Origin of the sequence: Acinetobacter sp. YH12140, from assembly GCF_013418475.1 — a bacterium.
In the GTDB taxonomy this organism is placed as follows: Bacteria; Pseudomonadota; Gammaproteobacteria; order Pseudomonadales; family Moraxellaceae; genus Acinetobacter; species Acinetobacter amyesii.
In genome coordinates, this window is record NZ_VPBZ01000008.1 from 147,548 (window position 1) to 168,629 (window position 21,082).

General features: G+C 42.8%; 20 protein-coding genes. 5 read left to right on the top strand and 15 right to left on the bottom strand.

The window, feature by feature from the left end:
• Positions 1–143 precede the first annotated feature (143 nt).
• Positions 144–1,055: an alpha/beta hydrolase gene (locus FTU75_RS13175; protein ID WP_078193228.1), complete on the top strand. Its 912-nt coding sequence runs from the start codon at positions 144–146 to the stop codon at positions 1,053–1,055.
• Positions 1,056–1,141: 86 nt separating this feature from the next.
• Here the strand turns inward: FTU75_RS13175 and FTU75_RS13180 are convergent, their stop codons facing one another.
• Positions 1,142–1,711 carry an FMN-dependent NADH-azoreductase gene (locus FTU75_RS13180; RefSeq protein WP_180116157.1) on the bottom strand — a complete coding sequence of 190 codons (570 nt, stop codon included), beginning with the start codon at positions 1,709–1,711 and terminating at the stop codon, positions 1,142–1,144.
• 254 nt (positions 1,712–1,965) lie between these two features.
• Here FTU75_RS13180 and FTU75_RS13185 point away from each other — a divergent pair, with 254 nt between their 5' ends.
• Positions 1,966–3,159, top strand: coding sequence for a GGDEF domain-containing protein (locus FTU75_RS13185; protein WP_180092707.1), 1,194 nt, complete (start codon positions 1,966–1,968; stop codon positions 3,157–3,159).
• Between the two features lie 34 nt (positions 3,160–3,193).
• Here FTU75_RS13185 and FTU75_RS13190 read toward each other — a convergent pair whose 3' ends face one another.
• The 5 genes from FTU75_RS13190 to FTU75_RS13210 all read right to left on the bottom strand — a co-directional run bounded on the left by FTU75_RS13190 (position 3,194) and on the right by FTU75_RS13210 (position 7,538).
• Complete coding sequence (locus tag FTU75_RS13190) at positions 3,194–3,862, bottom strand: glutathione S-transferase family protein (RefSeq protein ID WP_180116158.1); 669 nt, start codon at positions 3,860–3,862, stop codon at positions 3,194–3,196.
• Positions 3,863–3,864: 2 nt separating this feature from the next.
• On the bottom strand, positions 3,865–5,661 hold the full coding sequence (dsbD, locus tag FTU75_RS13195; protein ID WP_180116159.1) for a protein-disulfide reductase DsbD: 1,797 nt from the start codon (positions 5,659–5,661) through the stop codon (positions 3,865–3,867).
• A gap of 54 nt (positions 5,662–5,715) precedes the next feature.
• Complete coding sequence (locus FTU75_RS13200) at positions 5,716–6,486, bottom strand: transporter (protein ID WP_168379690.1); 771 nt, start codon at positions 6,484–6,486, stop codon at positions 5,716–5,718.
• A 14-nt stretch (positions 6,487–6,500) separates the two neighbouring features.
• Positions 6,501–7,043, bottom strand: coding sequence for an ankyrin repeat domain-containing protein (locus tag FTU75_RS13205; RefSeq protein ID WP_078190592.1), 543 nt, complete (start codon positions 7,041–7,043; stop codon positions 6,501–6,503).
• 129 nt (positions 7,044–7,172) lie between these two features.
• Positions 7,173–7,538 (bottom strand): HPF/RaiA family ribosome-associated protein, encoded by a 366-nt coding sequence (locus tag FTU75_RS13210; RefSeq protein WP_168379689.1) that lies wholly within the window; start codon positions 7,536–7,538, stop codon positions 7,173–7,175.
• Positions 7,539–8,033: 495 nt separating this feature from the next.
• Between FTU75_RS13210 and FTU75_RS13215 the strand changes: the two genes are divergently transcribed.
• Together FTU75_RS13215 and FTU75_RS13220 are read left to right on the top strand one after the other, a co-directional pair.
• Complete coding sequence (locus FTU75_RS13215) at positions 8,034–8,795, top strand: outer membrane protein OmpK (protein WP_168379688.1); 762 nt, start codon at positions 8,034–8,036, stop codon at positions 8,793–8,795.
• 101 nt (positions 8,796–8,896) lie between these two features.
• On the top strand, positions 8,897–9,397 hold the full coding sequence (locus FTU75_RS13220) for a GNAT family N-acetyltransferase (RefSeq protein ID WP_180116160.1): 501 nt from the start codon (positions 8,897–8,899) through the stop codon (positions 9,395–9,397).
• A 17-nt stretch (positions 9,398–9,414) separates the two neighbouring features.
• Here the strand turns inward: FTU75_RS13220 and FTU75_RS13225 are convergent, their stop codons facing one another.
• The 8 genes from FTU75_RS13225 to FTU75_RS13260 all read right to left on the bottom strand — a co-directional run bounded on the left by FTU75_RS13225 (position 9,415) and on the right by FTU75_RS13260 (position 18,898).
• Entirely contained in the window at positions 9,415–9,897 is a 483-nt protein-coding gene (locus FTU75_RS13225; protein ID WP_180116161.1) for a DUF1877 family protein, read from the bottom strand.
• Between the two features lie 353 nt (positions 9,898–10,250).
• Complete coding sequence (gene urtE / locus FTU75_RS13230) at positions 10,251–10,949, bottom strand: urea ABC transporter ATP-binding subunit UrtE (protein WP_180024641.1); 699 nt, start codon at positions 10,947–10,949, stop codon at positions 10,251–10,253.
• 10 nt (positions 10,950–10,959) lie between these two features.
• Complete coding sequence (gene urtD / locus FTU75_RS13235; RefSeq protein ID WP_180116162.1) at positions 10,960–11,781, bottom strand: urea ABC transporter ATP-binding protein UrtD; 822 nt, start codon at positions 11,779–11,781, stop codon at positions 10,960–10,962.
• Positions 11,778–12,851: an urea ABC transporter permease subunit UrtC gene (gene urtC / locus FTU75_RS13240; protein WP_068532834.1), complete on the bottom strand. Its 1,074-nt coding sequence runs from the start codon at positions 12,849–12,851 to the stop codon at positions 11,778–11,780. Before urtC ends, urtD begins: the two co-directional genes overlap by 4 nt.
• Positions 12,852–12,855: 4 nt before the next feature.
• On the bottom strand, positions 12,856–14,490 hold the full coding sequence (gene urtB, locus FTU75_RS13245; protein WP_180116163.1) for an urea ABC transporter permease subunit UrtB: 1,635 nt from the start codon (positions 14,488–14,490) through the stop codon (positions 12,856–12,858).
• A 95-nt stretch (positions 14,491–14,585) separates the two neighbouring features.
• On the bottom strand, positions 14,586–15,872 hold the full coding sequence (gene urtA / locus FTU75_RS13250) for an urea ABC transporter substrate-binding protein (RefSeq protein WP_180078537.1): 1,287 nt from the start codon (positions 15,870–15,872) through the stop codon (positions 14,586–14,588).
• Positions 15,873–16,245: 373 nt separating this feature from the next.
• Complete coding sequence (parE, locus tag FTU75_RS13255) at positions 16,246–18,126, bottom strand: DNA topoisomerase IV subunit B (protein WP_111885120.1); 1,881 nt, start codon at positions 18,124–18,126, stop codon at positions 16,246–16,248.
• A 172-nt stretch (positions 18,127–18,298) separates the two neighbouring features.
• A complete protein-coding gene (locus tag FTU75_RS13260; protein WP_180116198.1) occupies positions 18,299–18,898 on the bottom strand; it encodes a YqiA/YcfP family alpha/beta fold hydrolase in 600 nt (199 codons plus the stop codon).
• 243 nt (positions 18,899–19,141) lie between these two features.
• On the opposite strand from FTU75_RS13260, the gene FTU75_RS13265 reads away from it, so the two are divergent.
• Positions 19,142–20,473: an alpha/beta hydrolase gene (locus FTU75_RS13265; RefSeq protein WP_078193243.1), complete on the top strand. Its 1,332-nt coding sequence runs from the start codon at positions 19,142–19,144 to the stop codon at positions 20,471–20,473.
• A 65-nt stretch (positions 20,474–20,538) separates the two neighbouring features.
• Here FTU75_RS13265 and FTU75_RS13270 read toward each other — a convergent pair whose 3' ends face one another.
• A complete protein-coding gene (locus FTU75_RS13270; RefSeq protein WP_180073350.1) occupies positions 20,539–21,066 on the bottom strand; it encodes a disulfide bond formation protein B in 528 nt (175 codons plus the stop codon).
• Positions 21,067–21,082: the final 16 nt, after the last annotated feature.

The window sequence follows — 21,082 nt, forward strand, 5'->3', positions numbered from 1 at the left end:
CCCTGGTCTGATATAGACGACATTAGTATCCAAAAGTCACAACAATTTATCAATTTTTGTATGTGACCGTTTAGTGTAACCTTGTAATTTGTGTTGGTAAATATGCTCACACGATTCCAAAAATAGAAAAAGATGGAAAGACAATGAAGATATCGCCACTGACGAAACAACTGATTACAGAAAGCATTTTAAAAACCACAATTCGTGGGCCGAGCCAATTCAATTTACCGCCCAATACTTTAAGGTTTGCTTTGGAACAAATGTGTCGTGCATTTCCCCAAAACCCCGATGTACAAATTCGTCCTATTCGCTTAGCCGGCTTAAAAGCCGAAGAAATCAAACCTCAACAGGCATCGACCCAACTTATTTTTCATATTCATGGGGGCGCATTTTTCTTGGGTTCGATGAACACGCATCGGGCGTTTCTGACTCAAGTTGCTGCGCGCACGCAAATGCAAGTGTTACATTTGGATTATCCTTTATCCCCAGAAGCACAGTTCCCTGAAGCACTCGATGCCCTTTTTGATGTGTATGCGGTGTTATTAGATCAAGGGGTTCAAGCCAAAGATATTATTTTGTCAGGCGACTCTTGTGGTGCAAACTTGGCGCTTGCCTTAGCCCTTAAAATTCAACAGGACCAACTTCCACAAGTCAGTGGTTTGGTGTTGATGTCACCGTTTTTAGACCTGACGCTGAGCAGTGAGTCTTTGCGTTATAACCGTAAGCATGATGCGCTGTTAAGCATAGAAGCCCTTGAAACAGGCATTGATTATTATGTACCACGCTCGGTCGATCGAGCTGATCCATTGGTCTCGCCTTTTTTTGCAGAGCTCAAAGGACTACCTCCGATTCATATTCAAGTGGGTTCTAAAGAAATTTTATTGGATGATGCGCAGCGTTTTAAAGTCAAAGCAGAAGAAGCCGGCCTAGATGTCGAATTCAAGTTATACACTGGCATGTGGCATAACTTCCAAATGTTTAGCCCATGGTTTGAAGAAGGACAGCGTGCGCTAAGTGATTTAGCCGATTTTGCACATCGACTGGATCAGGATTAATCGCTGAAAAATAATCCCTGAAATGGATCAAAGTCACCATAAAAAAAGGTCAGCAGATGCTGACCTAAGAGGGAAATGTCAATCTGTTAAATGGCTTGAATTTGAGCCTGAGCTGTCGCCATTGCCTGTGCTTTCATATCTGGTCCCATATTGACACCTTCGGCACGAATCACATCAATATCGCTGACACCTGTGAAATTAAACACGGCTTTTAATAAACCTTCTTGATAATCTACAGGGCTGTTATCGCCATACACACCGCCACGACTGCTGGCAATATAGACTTTTTTGTCACCTGCCAAACCCACTGGACCTTGTTCTGTATATTTAAAGGTACGACCTGCAACACTGATACGGTCAATCCATGCTTTCAAAGTTGATGGCAAACCGAAGTTATACATAGCAGCACCAACCACAACCACATCGGCATCTAAATACTGTTGTAACAAATGCTCGCCTAAAGCCGATTGTTCTGCATTTTGACCCATCAAAATTTCACTGCTGAGATGTGGAATCTGCTGTACAGCTAAATCGAGATGCTGAACCTGTGCAGCATCCCCATGTTTTTGCTGTAGCTGTTGTACAATTTCAGCGCTGAGTTGACGTGAAACTGAAGCGTCGCCCATGATGCTTGAATCAATATGCAAAATTTTCATGACTAAAACCTAAAGCTGTTGTTATTAACTTGAGCCTAGTGTAATCACTTTTCATAAATAGAATAATCCCGATCCTTATGACACTATGTTTTATTTTTAGAACAATCTTTTTGAACTCGTAAAAAATTTAAAATTACTGAGCGGTTCTTGACCGTTATCAAGTGTAAATTTTCATGCTAATGTAAGCCTATAAAATGATATCTATATAAACTTTAAGAAAAAAACTGATAACTCGAACAGGGCAAAGACACAGGATGACGGTGAAATCAAGCATACGTGACATGATCCTTCGCAATAGAATCGCCCAGTATTTACTGGAAGATGAAGTGGTCATGAATTGGAGCATCCTGAAAAAGTGTATGCTCATGCTGATGCTTGGCTCAGCCATTCATCTGCTTTGGATTATTTGGAAATTATATATTTCTTTTACACCTGAACTTTGGCAGTGGGTTAACCTTGATCTAATCCATTCTCAATTGTGGACCAACATCGTCTTTTTTGGCTTAATGGTGCTATTGATTTGGCCTTGCTATGCTGGAAAAGAAAACCCAAAAATTCAGCTTGTTTTACCTTATCTTTCAGTCGGTTTATTCGTCATTTCTTTATGTCGTGATGGTTATTTAATTGGTGTCATGAGCCCAGCCACCATGATCTCCTACGTGAGCCTTGTAACCGTTGGATTAGTGCTATTTACACGAAAAATCGTCTATAGCATGCTGATTCCAGCCACGATTTTTTTATCTATTTGCATGTATTTAAGTATTCGCGGCATTATTCCCTATGCCCCGATTTTTCAACCTCATGCCTATGGCTATCAAAATAGTTTTTGGCTCTTCTCAATGATCTTTTTCATTGTTCCTATTTTATTAACCTGTCTGGCTTTATTTGAAATCTTACTGAGCCAATGGCGTCACCGTGAGCATTTGATTCAAAAACTCAGTCAAGTCGATCCACTGACCAATTTATTTAATCGACGCAGTATCAATCAGTGTTTGGAACAGCTCGATAGTGCTAAAACAGATACATATGCACTGGTCTTATTGGACTTAGACCATTTCAAACGCATCAATGATGAATATGGACACGATAAAGGCGATGAAACCTTGATTCTCGTCAGCCAAGTATTAAACCAACATTTACGCGGTAGTGATGTAGTTGGGCGTTTTGGCGGGGAAGAGTTTATTTTGGTGTTAAAAAATTCTAACTTAGAACAAGCGATTTTCATTGCAGAGCGCTGTCGAAAAGCCATTGAACAGCTTGAAATTTGGGGGCATGACGGTCAGTCAATTCATGTGACAGCTAGTTTTGGCATTGCAATTTCTACGCCTGAATTGGTACCGCAACAATTGCTGACCCATGCTGATCAGGCGCTATATGCAGCTAAAGCTGGTGGTCGTAACATGGTCATGGCCTACACCGAACAACAAAGCTTTAGCCATTTGGTTTAAAACTTTTATATAGCTCAGATGCGGCATTAAGCTTTTAACGTGGATACTGTTCCATACGACGGACTGGCTGTTCCAGTTGAGCAGCCTTGATCCATGCTACCACAGAAGGATGCTGCAAAATCTTTTGCATATAACGCTGTGTGTTGTCACTCACAGGTAGCTGGAAGGTCTGTAAACGTGTCACCACGGGTGCAAAAAATGCATCGGCAATACTAAATTCACCGCATAGAAAGCCATCCACCGCAGGACGACTCGACCAAATCTGCTCGATTCGAGTCACTTCAGCACGCAATTCGGCATGTTCAGACCATAATCTCTGACCATGACGACCATAATCCGCCTGCAGATTCATACTACATAAGCTACGCAATTGCATAAAACTACTGTGCATTTCCGCGCAAATACTACGTGCCCATGCGCGTTGCGCGGGATCTTTAGGCCACAGTGGAAGATCTTGAAACTGCTCTGCCAAATATTCACAAATTGCCAATGAGTCCCAAATCATCACACCGTCATGTTGCAGTAGGGGCACCTTGCCATTGGCATGTAGGGCTAACATTTGCTGCTTGAACGCTCCGCCATCCTCAGCTTCAGAAAAAGGAATCAAGATCTCTTGAAACGGTAAATTAAACGCGTGTAACACCAACCACGGTCGCATAGACCACGTCGAATAGTTTTTATTGGCAATATATAATTGCATCATTTTTATTCTCCACGCGATTTAAATTTTTCCAATTGCGCGAGCAATTCTTTCTCGCTAAAAGCGCCCGTCAAGCGTAGTCCACGTATCTCTTGATGCGCTGTATCTAAAAATAAATAGGTCGGTGGCCCTAAAATATCCCATTGATTGAGCAGTACTTGATGGGTTGCATCATACTGACTCAAATCTAACTTAATTAAGTAATATGGTGCCAAAGCCTGTTGCACTGCTGCCGATTTTAAAACTTTATGTTCAATCGGCTGACAGGCCACACACCAATCGGCATAGACATCAATAATCGCGGATTGACCTTGGGGAATTTCACTTAATAAACGTTGAAACTCTTCCGCTGTATGTGCCACATGCCAAGCACTTTGTTGTTGATTTTCTTCGACTAAAAAACGTTGGCTGTGTTGATATTGACTGTATACAATATAAGGTACGGCGGCACAGAACACCAAGATATACAGCCATTTGAGCTGAGTACTGCGCCATAAAATGCGCCAAAGCACATAAGCGCTAAACACCAGACCCAGAGCAAGGGATAACCACTGTAACCAAGCTTCACTGATCAATGGTCGAATAAAATACAAAGCCAATGCCAACATAATGAAAGCAAAGAGCACCTTGATTTGATTCATCCACAAACCCGCTTTAGGCAATACCCGTGAGCCAAGGACACTGGCCAACAATAGCGGGGTCCCCATGCCAAAGCCGAGGGTGAATAACAATAACGCACCTTGCCACTGACTTTGGGTTTGGGAAATAAATAATAATGCGCCTGCCAACGGTGCTGTCATACAAGGACCGACCAGTAATGCTGAAATCATCCCCATGACCCCAGCGCCAACGAGACTACCGCCCTTTTGCATCGACTGAGCTTGGTCTAAGCGATTGACCCAACTGCGTGGCAATTTCAGTTCAAATAAACCAAATAAATTCAGGGCAAAAACCACAAAGAGTACGCTAAAGGCAATTAAGGTCGAGGGTTGTTGCAACCAACGCTGGAAATTCAAACCTGCAGACGACGCCACCAAGCCGAGAATGGCATACACCATCGCCATACTGGTGACAAAAGTCAGTGCAATCATCCATGCTTTTAAACCTCGGCTGTCGCGGACAATCAGTGAGGTTAAAATCGGCAGCATTGGCAATGAACAAGGGGTAAAAGCCAGCAAAAAACCCAGGCCAAAAAACAGCAAAAGTCCATAAAATATAGAGCTTTGCGCTAATTTTTCAGACCACATTTGGTCGCTTGCGGTATAGCGTTTAGAAGCCAGTGCAGCATTATCTGCCCTCTGCTGATCTAAACGATTCGCCGTAGGCTGTTCAGCATTATTTTCTGCTGCAAAGTCGAGTAAACGTTTGCTTGGAGTGGCTAGATTTTGCTGTGTGACCAAACCAGAAGCATCCGTTTCAAAGCTGATGCTCTGTGGTGGATAACACACCCGATCCTTGGCACAGCCTTGCCAACTGACTTGATAAGTCTGCAGTTTTTGAGTTGGAATTTTAAAACTCAACTGTTGGTAATACACCTGCGTATGACCATAGTTATCGTCTTTTAAATCCTCAGCAGCAGGCAAATCCAAAGCCAAAACTTGATTGCCCTGCTTCACCTCTATTTTGTGCTGATACAGATAATAATGCGCTGGAATATCCCAACTCAGCTCCGCCTGATCTGCACGATCGGAGACGACCGAGAAAGGAAAAGCATCTTCAGCTGAAAGTAATGCATCCTGAGCAGAGACGCCCATACTGAACGACAGCACAGCCGCTGCCGCAACATAAGTCCATTGTTTCATTCAGCTGAATTCATCCTCAGTCTGTATTTATACGTTTTAAAATTTAGGGTTCTTTTAGAACAGGTAAGATACGCCCAAACCGGACTGATAATTTTTATGACCGCCGGTGAGTTCTAGACCGACGCTCGCATCCAACTGCATACGATCCGAAACGGCATACGTCAGACCTGAAGCCAAAGACACTTCCTGATCGGTACTCTCTGCTTTGCGATAAACCAGCTCAGAAAAGCCCGATAAATTACCCGCAATGTGATATTCCATTCCCGGAATTGCACTCACAGCCCAATCACCATCTTGAACCTCATAACGCATGGTCATTGAAGTCCCAATTGTATCGCTATAATCATAAGCCACGGCTGAAGTCAGACTATAAATGTCATCTTCAGCACTAAAGCCTTCATTACCTGTCGCAATAATAGCTTCAGCAAGAATAGCCATCGACAATTTCTCATCATTCAAATCAATAGCTTTTTTCAGGCCAATGCTGACATCACCCAAACCATCATCTTCAACTGAGCGACCCGCAACTTTGGTTTTAGACCATGCAGGACCTTGCCAACCCAATTGCAATTCCAAATCTTTTGCCAAACCAGTACGGAATAACATGTCTGCATTTAAAGTGGTGTTTTTTACTTTTTCACCATTTTCATCACGACTTTCACTATAGCTCGCTGCTGGCAAACTTTGTTCCCATGCCAAACGACCTACAGGGGTAATGCCTGTGCCCATACCCGCGCCCGGACGATCAAATGAAAAATCTGCCGCAAATGCAGACAGGCTCAAACTGGATAATGTTGCAATGCTTAAAACTTTAAATACAGTCATGTTTTTACTCACAATTATGCTAATTCTTTGGTCATTTTTGCGCCATGGCTACGCAAAAGCTCCAAGGTTTGTTTTTCTTCTTCCAATGCTTCTGACCAATTTACCGCATCAAAATCACAGTCAAAAAATAATTCACTAATCGACGATAAAATGGTTAAACCATCGCTATCAATCATATTTGGATTCACTTTTTCATCCAATAAACGCTGTACCGCAGGGACACATGCTGCACTCGCAGCATCCCATAATGGACCATAAATTTCTTCAGCATCCCATAAATGCACATTGGCTTTGGCTTGAATCAGCGCTTCCAAGATTTGCATATGTACATCTAAATGTTGTGTTTTCTGTTCTGCTGTTAAAGGTTGGCCTGCTTCATACGCTTCGCAAACCATTTCCCACCATTTAAACAAACCATCAGACCATACAGAAACCGCAGGTCCTTTCTCAAAGTCGATAAAATTTGGATTAAGACCATCTGCCAACAGGCGTTGCACCTGTGCAAGATCTTGTTCTTCTAACGCTTGCACAAAAAGCTGTTGTTGCGCTGTTAACATCTGGAAAGCTCACTTCAATTTATTTTGATCTATTATGCCGAATAAAGCTGCGTTTGTTTGAATTTCATGTAAAACAAAATACAAAACACACAAAAAAAGCCCCGCAGGGCTTTTTTTAAATTTTGAGACTTATTCGTCGTCTACGATATCATCCGCTTCAGCAAAAGCAGGTTGCGTACTGCGTGGGTTCTCTTTCTTTTCGAACACATGTTCAAGACTACGTTTAAGTCGATCAATTGCACCGTGAATAGCTGTATCTACATTATGACCACGATGGTTGACCACGACAGGCTTCAAACCTGCTGGACGCGCTTCAATCATACATTTGATGTCGTCGCTGCCGCCCTTGTCCCCATTTTCATCACTTAAATGCACCGAAAAGTGGGTAATGCGTTCACTATGGCGCTGAAATTCTTCATTAAGTTCTGCACGAACGTATGTAATTAGTCGATCACTGTTTATAATGTTTTTATCTGTACGGATTTCAATGTTCATAATATCATCCTCATATCTATCTGTATTAGCTATAAAAATTTGTGCAAAACTTATTATCTTGGCACGTTACATTTGCTGTAAATGTTACAGCAATGACCATCTTCAACTTTGTATGGAACGTCGTCCTCCACATTGAATGATGAACACTTTAGAGTCTGCAGATCCGTGTCCTTATACTTCGAATATCGGTCTTAAGTTAGAATTTTGCAAGTGCTATTTTGATATTTTTTTAATATCCATAAAAAAAGTAAGACTTTATTGTAGATTTGCATTGTTTTAATTGATTTGGGTCATATTTTTGTGCATTTCCTCGACGCCCACCTTCTATTTGCACAATTCCATTCAAACTCAAAATCTCTCTTTTACCGTCATCGATCATTCACAGCGTATTTCCCCTTCAAATTACAAAACAATTTTGCCGTTGAGTAAAATTTGGCTTTATTTTTGCTTAATAATCTGTATGCTTTCAGTGCTTCTCGGGGGAGATATTTTTTAATGAAACTTACACAAATCGTTGCATCATGTGCATTAGCATCTGCTGCTGCTTTCACTCAAGCTTCACCTATCGTATGGCAAGATTTCAGCTTAACTGGCCTATATGGTGAAAATTATGTTGTGCCTTTTGATGGTGACAACAATGAACAGAAAACGATCACAGCTGAATATGCCGCTAAACTGAAATATTCAGATGTATTCTTCTTCGTTGACCAAGCTTGGGACAAAGATGATGAAGCATCGACTTACCTTGAGCTTGCACCGCGCCTTAGCTTAGGCGAAGTTTCTGGTAAAGACCTTTCTATGGGGCCGATCAAAGACGTTCTGATTGCAACGACTTGGGAACATAATGCCGGCTACGACAAAAATTCTGAGTTTAATAACTTCTTGTATGGTATTGGCTTTGCTTTAGACATTCCATATACACAGTATGCAAACATCAACTTCTATAAAGCCGATAATGATTCTAAATCAGCCGGTACTAAAGATGATTATCAAATGACGATCACTTATGCTGTGCCATTTAAAATTGGCTCTGAAGATTTTCTAGTAGATGCTTTCCTTGACTGGTCAACAGCTGAAAAAGGGGCGCAAGCTAGTGAATTAAACTGGACAAGCCAATATAAATGGAATATAGGTAAGCATATCTCTCCTAAGACTAAGCTCTACGTAGGTGTTGAACACTCGGTTTGGAACAACAAATATGGCCTGAAAGGTCAGGACCAAAACGATGTCAGCGCGTTGGTGAAATACCACTTCTAAGTTCGACTCAGAACGCGATGAAGAAAAAAGCAAGGTTCATCACCTTGCTTTTTTTATGCCTAAGTTTTTAAATTGACTTTATTTTTATCAGAAATTTGCGCATGTCTTTTCTCATTCGACCTGCAATTCTACAAGACTTAGCGGCCATTCTCGCAATCTATAATCATGAAGTTCTCAACGGCTTTGCGACATGGAATGATCAAGCTTATACCCTTGACTCTTTTCAACAGAAATTGCTGGAATTCCAAAAGCAAAATTTTCCATTTGTGGTGATTGAAGATCAAGATCAACAGCAAATCGCCGGTTATGCTGACTATGGTTCTTTCCGTCATTTTGCTGGCTATCGACATACTGTTGAGCATTCTGTCTATATTGACCCAAACTATGCTCGACAGGGTCTTGGTCAGCAACTATTGGAGCACCTAATTCAGCATGCCAAAAGCCAAAATATGCATGTGATGATTGCAGGCATTGATCACGGCAATAGCGCCTCGATTGCCCTGCACAAAAAATTAGGCTTTAAGCAAACAGGTTATATGCCTGAAGTGGGACAAAAATTTGGTGAATGGCGTGATCTGGTCCTGATGCAACTTCAGTTATAGCCCGTGTTGAGCTGTGTTTATGGTAATTTATCCAAACGAATACCATCTTGTATCACACTCAGCACCGATAAATTATGACGCACCGCATCACGATAAAGATCTTGTAACTGTAAAAAAAGCAGTTTTAATTCTGCCAATTTAAGCTCTTGCTCAGGTGCGGTTTCTGCAATCGTGACCAAATAACGTTTTTTGATTTCATCCACGCTTAACTGTTGTAATGCCTGATGGATTTCTGCAACGCGAACTACAGTATTGTAATGCACTGCAAGGCTCAGTCCTGGGCGTCGCTCTGACAATGGATGTTCTGCCTGAATGGCATAACTCAGTGCCGCAACTGAATCACTGTTCAGGCTTAATAATGGATTCAACTCTTGCCACGCTTCCCCTAAAAATAAGGAGTGTTGTACAAAGGGTGAATCCAAGACATCTTGAGGGGTGTCAGCTTCTAAAATCAGTGTTTCTAAATCATTCGGTGGGATCAAATATAATATCGCGTCCATATTCTTATCTTCTTGTTATGTCGTACATTTAGATTAATGTAATCCACACAAAAATAAAGCAGATATTTTGTATATTCGGCCGCATTTGATCGAATACTGATGGATGCACATTCGCCTTTTACCCAAGTCTGAGTACTGCACTTAACATCACTGAAGCACGACATGCTGAAGCTTCAAATTACGATGCTGAGAACAACTTAAGCTTATGGTTTAAAACAAAAAAAAATTATGCCACTCGTTTTATTAATGCCACTGCCATGACCAGCAACGATTTTTTGATCTTAGTAAATTGAATTAAAAGAGTAACGAGCTTGATTGATACAAGCCCGCCACACATCGTAGTCAACTAAATGTTAAATCGCCACCAGTTCCCGAATGCCTTTTTCAGGCATTTCACTACCGACACCTTGTGCAATCACTTGCCCCCGCGCCATCACGGTATATTCATCTGCCAGTTCTTCTGCAAAATCGTAAAACTGCTCAACCAAAACAATCGCCATTTCTCCGCCATCAGCTAACTGACGAATCACACGACCAATATCTTTAATAATCGAGGGCTGAATGCCTTCGGTCGGTTCATCTAAAATCAATACCCGTGGTTCGGAAGCAAGCGCACGGGCAATCGCCAATTGTTGCTGCTGACCACCAGATAAATCTCCACCTCGACGATGTTTCATTTCATCCAATACGGGGAAAATCTCATAGAGATGTTCTGGCACTTTTCGGGTCTTAGCGCCTTTAAATTTTGCCATCCCAATCAAAATATTTTCTTCAACGGTCAAGGTTGAAAAAATGTCCCGTCCTTGCGGTACATAAGCCAATCCTTCGCGTACACGTTGCTCTGGACTCAGTTTAGAAATATCTTTGCCATCCAGTAAGATCTGCCCAGACTTGATCGGTAACATACCCATTAAACATTTTAATAAGGTGGTTTTACCCACACCATTTCGCCCGAGCACCACCGAACATGCGCCCACAGGAGCGGCAAATGTCACATCTCTTAAAATATGACTGCCGCCATAAAACTGATTGACGTCTTTGACTTCTAACATGGTCTGCTCCTTAACGTCCGAGATATTTTTCAATGACATCTTCATTGGCTTGGACTTCGGCCAATGTACCCTCGGCCAAAATCGCACCTTGCGCCAATACGGTGACTTTTTCACTGATGGTGTCAATAAAGCTCATGTCATGTTCAACCACGATAAGGGTATGGTTCTTTTTCAACTCTAAACACAGCTCTGCAGTGCGCTCTGTTTCAGCATCGGTCATCCCTGCTACAGGTTCATCTAGCAGAATCAACTTTGGACGCTGCATCAGTAGCATGCCTATTTCTAACCACTGCTTTTGACCATGTGACAACAGCCCTGCCGGTTTAAGGATCAATTCTTCTAAGCGGATTTGTGCTAAAGATTCGTCCAATGCGTTTTGCGCATCTGGATGGAGTTTGCTGAAGAAACTCTTTTTCACCCGTTTATCTTTCGGTGCTGCCAATAACAGGTTTTCCATCACAGTAAAATTTTCAAATACAGTAGGCTTTTGAAACTTACGACCGATCCCGGCTTCTGCAATTTGCTCCGTGCTCATTTTTGCCAAATCATAGGTTTGCCCAAAAAAAGCCGAACCTTCTGTCGGACGAGTTTTCCCTGTAATCACATCCATCAGCGTGGTTTTGCCTGCACCATTGGGACCAATGATGCAGCGCAGCTCACCTTCTTTGATATATAACGACAAATCATTTAATGCACGGAAAGAATCAAACCAGACACTGACTTTTTCTAAATACAAGGCAATCCCGTGACTGAAATCCGCACCCTGCTCCTTTGGTCGTCCATAACCTTCAGCAGCATGACCGCCATGCGGTTGAACCCATTGATCATTCATTCGCTGCGCTCCTTTTTAAACCGCTCTAATAACCCAATCACACCTTTTGGCAGAAATATTGTTACCACAATAAACAGCGCACCTAAAATCAATAGCCATGCCTCTGGATAAGCCACCGTGAAATAGGTCTTCACCCCATTGATTAAACCTGCACCCAAAATTGGGCCAATCAGCGTACCGCGCCCCCCTGCAGCCACCCACACCGCCATTTCAATCGAATTGACAGGGTTCATTTCACTCGGGTTAATAATACCGACTTGAGGGACATACAGAGCGCCTGCAATCCCTGCGATCACAGCGGACAAGACCCATGCAGAGAGCTTGTACCATAAGGTGCGATAACCTAAATATTGCAAACGGTTTTCACTGTCACGAATTGCACCAAGTACGCGACCATAGGGTTTATTCATCAGGTGACGTAAACCGACAAAACAGACCAGCAAAGTCAGTGCCGTGAGGAAACACAAGGTTGCACGCATTGGTGCAGAGGTAATATCCATACCTAAGATGGTTTTAAAACCGGTAAAGCCGTTGTTACCGCCAAAGCCTGTTTCATTGCGGAAAAACAGTAGCGCCGCAGCAAAGGTCATGGCTTGGGTAATAATTGAAAAATACACGCCTTTAATTTTTGAGCGGAAGGCAAAGAAGCCAAAAATGAAGGCAATCAGTCCTGGGACCAAAACCACCAAAGCCAATGCCCACACGATATGTTCAGTACCCATCCAGTACCACGGTAGCTCGGTCCAACTCAAAAAGCGCATAAAGTCGGGTAAGCCATCGCCTGCCGCTTCACGCATGAGATACATGCCAAAGGCATAGCCGCCCAAGGCAAAGTACAAACCATGCCCCAAGCTTAAAATGCCGGCATAGCCCCAAACCAAATCTAAGGCCAATGCCACCAAGGCGAGACACATAATCTTGCCAATGAGCGTGACCCAATACGCTGATAAATGCAGTGCTGAATCGGCGGGTAATACATGTAACCAAGGTAAAATCAGTAAAATGGCAAAGCACACGGCAATCGCCATACCGCTATAGGGTTTATCCGATAATAACGAAGTGATTTTCATGCGCTTACTCCACAAAACGGCCTTTGATGGCAAACAAACCTTGTGGACGTTTTTGAATAAACAAAATCACAAGAACCAGTAGAATAATTTTCGCTAAGACTGCACCCATGCCGATTTCCAGCACTGTGCCACTGACACCTAGACCTAAAGCCGCCAATACTGCGCCCCATACTTGGCCAACACCGCCAACCACAACCACCAAGAACGCATCGATAATATAGTTTTGTCCTAGATCAGGACCGACATTGCCGACTTGTGCTAAGGCACAGCCTGCCAGACCTGCAAGCCCCGAACCTAAACCAAAAGCCATCATGTCAATGCGGCTAGAACGGATACCTACGGCCTGTGCCATTTGACGGTTTTGCGTCACGGCACGAACAAATAAACCAAAGCGGGTTTTATTCAGCAAGTAAACCAGTAATAGGAGTACCGCAACGGTAAAGCCAATAATGGCAATACGGTTATAAGGCAGCATCAGACTCGGTGTCACAGCAATGCCCCCAGACAGCCATGAAATATTCGACACCTCAACGTTCTGCGCACCAAAAACCATGCGCACCACTTGCATTAAAATTAAGCTCACACCAAAGGTGGCTAATAGTGTTTCCAATTGACGGCCATACAAGGGACGAATAACGGCACGTTCAATCAACATGCCAATCAAAGCGCTAACAAAAAACGCAGCAGGAATCGCGGCAATGAGGTACCAGTCGACATAGCTACTGAGATAACTCTTAAACAGGCTTTGCACCACATAAGTGGTGTAGGCCCCGATCATGATCAGTTCACCATGGGCCATATTAATCACGCCTAGCAGGCCATACGTAATGGCTAAGCCCAACGCCGCCAGCAGTAAAATACTAGCCGTGCTCAGTCCAGAAAAGACATGTCCAGTCCATTCACTGGCTTGAATCCGAGTTTTAATATTGCTCTTGGCTTCTATCAGTGCAGCTTTTAACTCGGGATGCAGGTTGGCTTGTTGTAATTCCTGTTCCACCATCGCCAACACATCGGGATGGTTAGAATCTTGCAGCACTTTAGCCGCCTGTATTTTTTGTAAAACATCAGGGTTTTGATAGTCTAAACGTGCTTTGAGCTGTGCTAAACGGGCTTTAACTTTGTTATTTTTTTCATTTAAATACAATTGATTAATATTTTTAATATCCAACTCAGCCAAGTTATTTTCTAAAATATCAATTGCATCCAAACGTTGGTTTAAATCATTCGATTGCAGCTTTTCTTTCGCTTGCGCAAACGTTAAGGCTTTACGAAGGGTATTCACCAAGGTGACTTGAGATAAATCGGCAGGCCAATCCGTCACGATTTGCAAATCTGGATAGCTCAATAATTTTTCGTCAGTTTCTAAAATATAGGTTTGACCGCTTTGACCACTATATAACTGGTCTTTTTCGACCAATGCGGCCAACTGATCTAAGGATTCAATATCGCCCGGCCATTGATTCAGTAAACTGCGTCGCTCGGTAAAACTCCCGCGAACAAATTGCTGAATGGCGTCACCTTGCTGCACAGATTGCACCGTAGGCACCACATCTGCTGCAGTTTGTGCATGCACGATTTGCAGACAAAATAATTGACTCAGGAATAGAAAAAGGATCGGGAAATTGCGTAATTTTTTCATCTTATAAGCATCCCTATTGAGTAATAGAACAACCCCATCTAGGGATCACATCAAAAAAGGCCTGCTACACAATAGCAACAGGCATTCGGATTGAATTATTTAGGGATATACGGACTCCATGGCTCTGCAGCAATGGTTTTTGCGGTTTTGTGTACCACATCAAACTGACCATCGGCACGGATCTGACCAATCATGACTGGTTTATGCAAATGATGGTTCGACGCATCCATTTGCAAGGTATAGCCCGATGGCGCTTTAAATTCTTGGCCGGCCATAGCCTCACGCACTTTATCGACATCTGTGCTTCCTGCTTTTTCTACCGCTTGTTTCCACATATTGATGCCGACATAGGTAGCTTCCATCGGGTCATTGGTCACAAATTTATCGGCATTTGGCAATTTGTATTCCACGGCATACTGCTTCATTTTATTGGTGAATTCAGTATTCACTGGATTTTTCACTGACATGAAGTAGTTCCACGATGCCAAGTGTCCGACCAGCGGCTTGGTGTCGATACCGCGTAATTCCTCTTCACCTACAGAGAACGCCATCACTGGAATATCCGCAGCTTTGATGCCTTGGTTGCCCAATTCACGATAGAATGGCACATTTGAATCGCCGTTAATGGTCGAGATCACAGCAGTCTTTTTCCCTGCCGCAAACTTCTTCACATTGCCCACAATGGTTTGATAGTTGCTATGACCAAATGGGGTATATTCTTCCATGATGTCTGCATCGGCAATGCCTTTCGACTTCAAGAATGCACGTAAGATTTTGTTGGTAGTGCGTGGGTAAACATAGTCTGTGCCCAACAGTACAAAGCGTTCTGCCTTACCGCCCTCTTCACTCATCAGGTATTCAACAGCAGGAATCGCTTGCTGATTCGGTGCAGCGCCTGTGTAGAAAATATTTTTAGACTGTTCCTGACCTTCATACTGAACAGGGTAGAACAATAAGCCATTTAATTCTTCAACCACGGGTAAAACCGACTTACGAGATACCGACGTCCAGCAACCAAAAATCACGGCTACTTTGTCTTGGGTAATCAACTGACGGGTTTTTTCCGCAAATAGTGGCCAGTCCGATGCCGGATCAACCACCACAGGTTCTAGTTTTTTACCCAATACCCCGCCATTGGCATTAATTTCATTAATCGCCATCAAGGCCGTATCTTTAAGAGAAGTTTCTGAAATCGCCATCGTGCCTGACAGCGAATGTAAGATCCCAACTTTAATGGTGTCACCACTTGCTGCAGCGGCTTTTGGTTCAGATGCAGCGCTTTCTGTTTTTTCTTCTGCAGGTTTTGAACAGCCCGTTAAAGCAATCGCCCCAGTCATCGTTGCCGCTAAAATACTTTTAGCAAATACATTGCGTTGAAACATTATTCACACTCCCAACCTAAGCTTGTAAGTCACATTTTTAAAATGCATTTGTTGTCTTTCATCACAACAGAGCAATTCAATAACTGTGCCAAGCCTTATTTTTTATTTTGATTGAGTGCTTTTATTTATTTTTAAATATTATTTTTCATATAGTTATAACAAAAAACTTTGCTTGTAATTTTTTATGGTTCGATCCAAACACCGTAAAATCACCGCAAAGATGCATACAAACTTGTATCCAACATTTGACCTATAATTGAACAATTTTGCGACGTTTTTCAAAAAACACGGTGTTTTAGCACACAAATCATGCAGCTTTTCCTACATTTGAAGCAAAAAAAAACCACTTGCGTGGTTTTTTCTTATTGCACTTTTAAACCGCCAAATCGGCCAAATTACCCTTCTGCTCTAACCAATGTTTACGGTCTGAAGAGCGTTTTTTCGCCAATAATTTGTCGAGTAAACCTGAAGTAAACTGTACGTCATCCAAGTCCAGTTGCACTAAACGACGTGTATTGGGATCCATAGTCGTTTCACGCAGCTGACTCGCGTTCATCTCGCCTAGCCCTTTAAATCGAGTAATCTGAGGATTTTTGGTTTTACATTTCTTCAAGATGCTTTCTAGTTCATCTTCATCCAAGGCATAGTGCACATCTTTATTGTCATCTATACGGAACAGCGGTGGCATCGCCACAAACAGATGTCCTTCCTCAACCAAAGTATGGAAATGTTTGACGAACAGTGCGCAAAGTAAAGTTGCAATGTGCAAACCATCCGAGTCGGCATCGGCCAAGATGCAAATCTTGCCATAACGTAGTTCTGACAAGTCGTCACTGCCCGGATCAACGCCAATGGCAATTGCAATATCGTGTACTTCTTGCGATGCCAAAACTTCGTCTGAAGACACTTCCCAAGTATTTAAAATCTTACCGCGGATCGGCATGATCGCTTGGAAGTTCTTATCACGTGCTTGCTTAGCAGAACCACCTGCAGAATCCCCTTCCACAATAAACAGTTCTGATTCTTCGAGGGTATGCCCCACACAGTCAGCCAGTTTACCCGGTAAAGCTGGACCTGAAACGATTTTCTTACGTTCAACTTTTTTCGCAGCTTTTAAACGGCGACCGGCCTTGGCAATCACCATTTCTGCCAGTTGCATAGCAATATCGGAGTTTTGATTCAGCCACAGTGCAAAGGCATCTTTGGCAATATTTAACACCACACTAGAGGCTTCACGGCTTGAAAGTCGTTCTTTAGTTTGACCCGAAAATTGTGGCTCTTGGAATTTTAAAGACAGAATAAAGTTGACACCATCCCACACATCTTCGGCAGACAACTTCATATTACGCGGCAACAAGTTACGTAATTCACAGAACTCACGAATCGCATCTGTCACACCCGAACGTAAACCGTTGACATGTGTACCGCCTTGCGCAGTTGGAATCAAATTGACATAACTTTCTTGAATCTGTTCGCCGCCTTCAACGTTCCAGCAAATGGCAAATTCAGCACTAGCACGTTCAGCTTCACCAGTCGCCACAAATGCAGGAACAGGAACGATGTCACGGTCTTGTAGCTCATCCATCAAATAGTCGACCAGACCATTTTCAAATTGCCATTCGATCTTTTCGTTGTTGATTTGATCGATATAAATAATCTGCAAGCCTGCCGCCAAAACAGCCTTGGCTTTTAAGTTGTGTTTTAAGGCTTTCAGCGCAAATTTAGGCGAATCAAAATATTTGGCTTCAGGCCAAAAATGCACGGTAGTACCCGTTGCACGTTTAGCGCATTTACCTTCCAACACCTCAAGCGGTGCCACAGGAACGCCATGTTCAAAGGCCATTTTATATAGATTGCCTTGACGCTGAACTTCCACTTCAACACGATCTGACAGTGCGTTCACCACCGAAATACCCACACCGTGTAAACCACCTGAAAATTGGTAGTTATCGGTACTGAACTTACCACCGGCATGTAATTTGGTCAGAATAATTTCAATCCCGCTTTGACCATACTCAGGATGAATATCAACAGGCATACCGCGTCCATTGTCTTCTACCGACAAAGAACCATCTTTATAAACCGTCACAGTAATTTTGTTGGCATGACCTGCAAGCGCTTCATCGACGGAGTTATCTATCACTTCCTGTGCTAAATGGTTCGGTCGTGTAGTGTCTGTATACATACCCGGACGACGACGTACCGGATCTAGACCAGATAAAACTTCAAGTGATTGAGCCGTATATTGCGTCACGTTGCAAAATTCCCTGCTTTTTTGGTTAAAACATTTCTTCAAGCGCTACAGTATATGCTTTTTTATTAAAATGCATATCTCTTGCGATCAGCCGCCATTTTCTTAGTCAATTTATGCGTCAATTCATGTCGTAAAGCTGCTTTTTTGTATGATTAAACTGATTTCGCTTTTCTTATGCCCGCTTATTTTTTACAGCATCTGCCAAAAACTGCAAGAGCATGGGTATTTTTTCTGCAAAGTTATCCATGCCATGCGTTCCACCCACCTCAGTGATCAGCATAGCCGTGCCGGCTTGAACCGCACTATAAAACCTAGTGGCATCACGATAATCCAAGGTTTCATCACCTTGTTGGAGCAAGACCAACAGTTGATCTGCATTTTCAACCTTAGATACAGCCAAAGCCTGCATTTGATTGAGCTGTGCATCATCCAAGCACCACGTTTCAGTCACCTGATAAGGCAATGCCGTCTCACCAAATAAATCACGAAATAATTGCCATGGATAGACCGCAGGATTGATGAGCACCGCAGGAATGTGATGGCGTGCCATCAACTGCGTCGCATAAAAGCCACCTAAACTGCTACCGACCAAAACCACATTATCCAAACCTTCAATCAGCTCTGACATCTGCTGCATTACCTGTAGTGGTGGCATATTCAAATCTGGCAAATGCACGTGCACACCATTTAAGTCTGCGCAATAGTGCCGCAATATCTGCCCTTTCACCGAATTTGAGTTACTTTGAAAACCATGCAAATACACAATATTCATCATTTTGATTCCAAATTGATCTTTAAATTGCTTTAAAAGTGGCATATAAGTGCTAACTGCGTCACATTTTCTAAATTTGAATTTTTAGTAAAATTGTCAGACAAAAGGCATTCACCGACAGGTCTGTTATCGGTATTGTAAAAGCTGTTCGTGAGAATTTTATAAAATAAACAATGAAACTTCAGGCTATTCCAGTAATAAATACAATCGAGGGATAGCATTGAATGTAAGGATAGGAACATTATGCCTAGCTTAACACCATTGCATGAAACCTATTGTAAATGGGACCGCACGCCACCCAGTCAAGCAGATGTGCTGGAAGGTTTGGCACAACTCGTGACAATGCGTTTTAGTGATGTCGTGCATGACTTGATCAAAAACATTCAACGTGAAATTTTAATCAGTATTTTTGGAATGAGCGAACAAGGCTCGAAAGCCTTTCATAAGCAGCCGACCATTGCACGGATTTATGAATTTTCTTACAACACCTTTTTCAATTATGGCAATTATTTACTCGCACCGACGCTGCGTAGCATTATTGAAAAATTCCCACGCTTACACGACAAACCCCTCACCCCGTCTTTACATTTTTTAGTGGGCGCACTGAATGGGGTCTTGGGCGACTATTTACTGAAATATCACAACCCGATGGCCTTACCGATGGTGGTTTACGACCATTATGGTGCGGTACAAAAAGGCGAATTAAACGGTCGTATTACCCTGTTGATTCATGGGCTCTGCATGAATCATCTGTCATGGTCGACAGCCAAATATGGCGGCATTGGTGAAAAATTACTGTCACAACGTGACCACAACACCATGCTGTATTTAAATTACAATACGGGTCGTCGTATTTCGACCAATGGTCGCAGCCTCGCCAATACATTAGAAGATTTGGTCCGTCGTAACCCTGGTATTACCAGTATCGACTTAATTGGTCATAGTATGGGGGGCTTAGTGTCCCGTAGTGCCATTTTTTATGGCAAACAAAATATGTATCAATGGATTCATCAAGTCGAAAATCTAGTCTGCTTAGGCTCACCGCATCATGGTGCTGTGCTTGAACGTATCGGATTTCATCTGCAAGATCAATTGGGGCGTTTCCCTTTGGTCAAAATCGTGGGCCACGTGGTGAATATTCGCAGTAACGGCATTTTAGATTTGCGCTATGGCAGCGTGCGTGATGATGATTGGGAACATAATGATGTCCGTATTGGACTCATGGACGACAACCGTAAACCAGCCCCGATTCCATCGCATATCAATACCTACCTCGTGGCAGGGACCATTGAATATGAACATCGTCGCAATAAAACGCGACATGTGATTGGAGATTACTTGGTCAGTGTGAAAAGTGCGTTAGGAGAACACCCAAATGCACGGTATCAACTGAAAGTGCCAGATTCACATAAAGCAATATTTTATGGCCTGAACCATTTTGAAATTCAGCATCATCCGCAAGTGGCCGAGCAAATCGTGCATTGGTTCTATCCAAACAATGACGATAAAGCTTGTGATCATATCTATGAATTTATGATGGACTTGGAAAGTGTGGAAGGCATTGCCCTAACCTAACGTACCCCCCATTGAGACTCATAAAAAAAAGCCCTCAACTGAGGGCTTTTTTATGTATCACTAAATTAAAATTTATCACGTAAACGTGGCACTGGTCTGCTTGGGTATTTACGTAATAACTGCCAAAGGCTAAGCAAAGTTAAGACCGCAAAAAACACCAATGACCAAACCGGTAAGGATTGTCCCAAGAAGGTCCAATCCACTTTGGCACACTCACCAGAGCCTGTCAGCACTTGCTCAAAGACCGATTTTAACGGCAGCGTTTCTACCCAATAATCCAGTCCTGGGCCACAGCTCGGTACTTTGTCTGGCGGTAAGTTTTGCAGCCAAATATGACGCGCAGCCACCCCAGCAGACCAAAGAATTGATAGTGTCCCCAACAATGCGTAAATGCGTTTACCCCAATTCGATGCTGGATTGTGAATCAATGCAATCAATGAAATGATGCCGAGTCCAATCAGACCAATACGTTGGAATACGCACAACGGACAAGGTTCTAAGCCTTGTACATGTTCTAAAAACAGCGCAAAAGACATACCGATCACGCTGGCTAAAAACAACAAACCACTCACGAAGCGGAAACTCCATTTCATGGTAAATCCTCTTAAA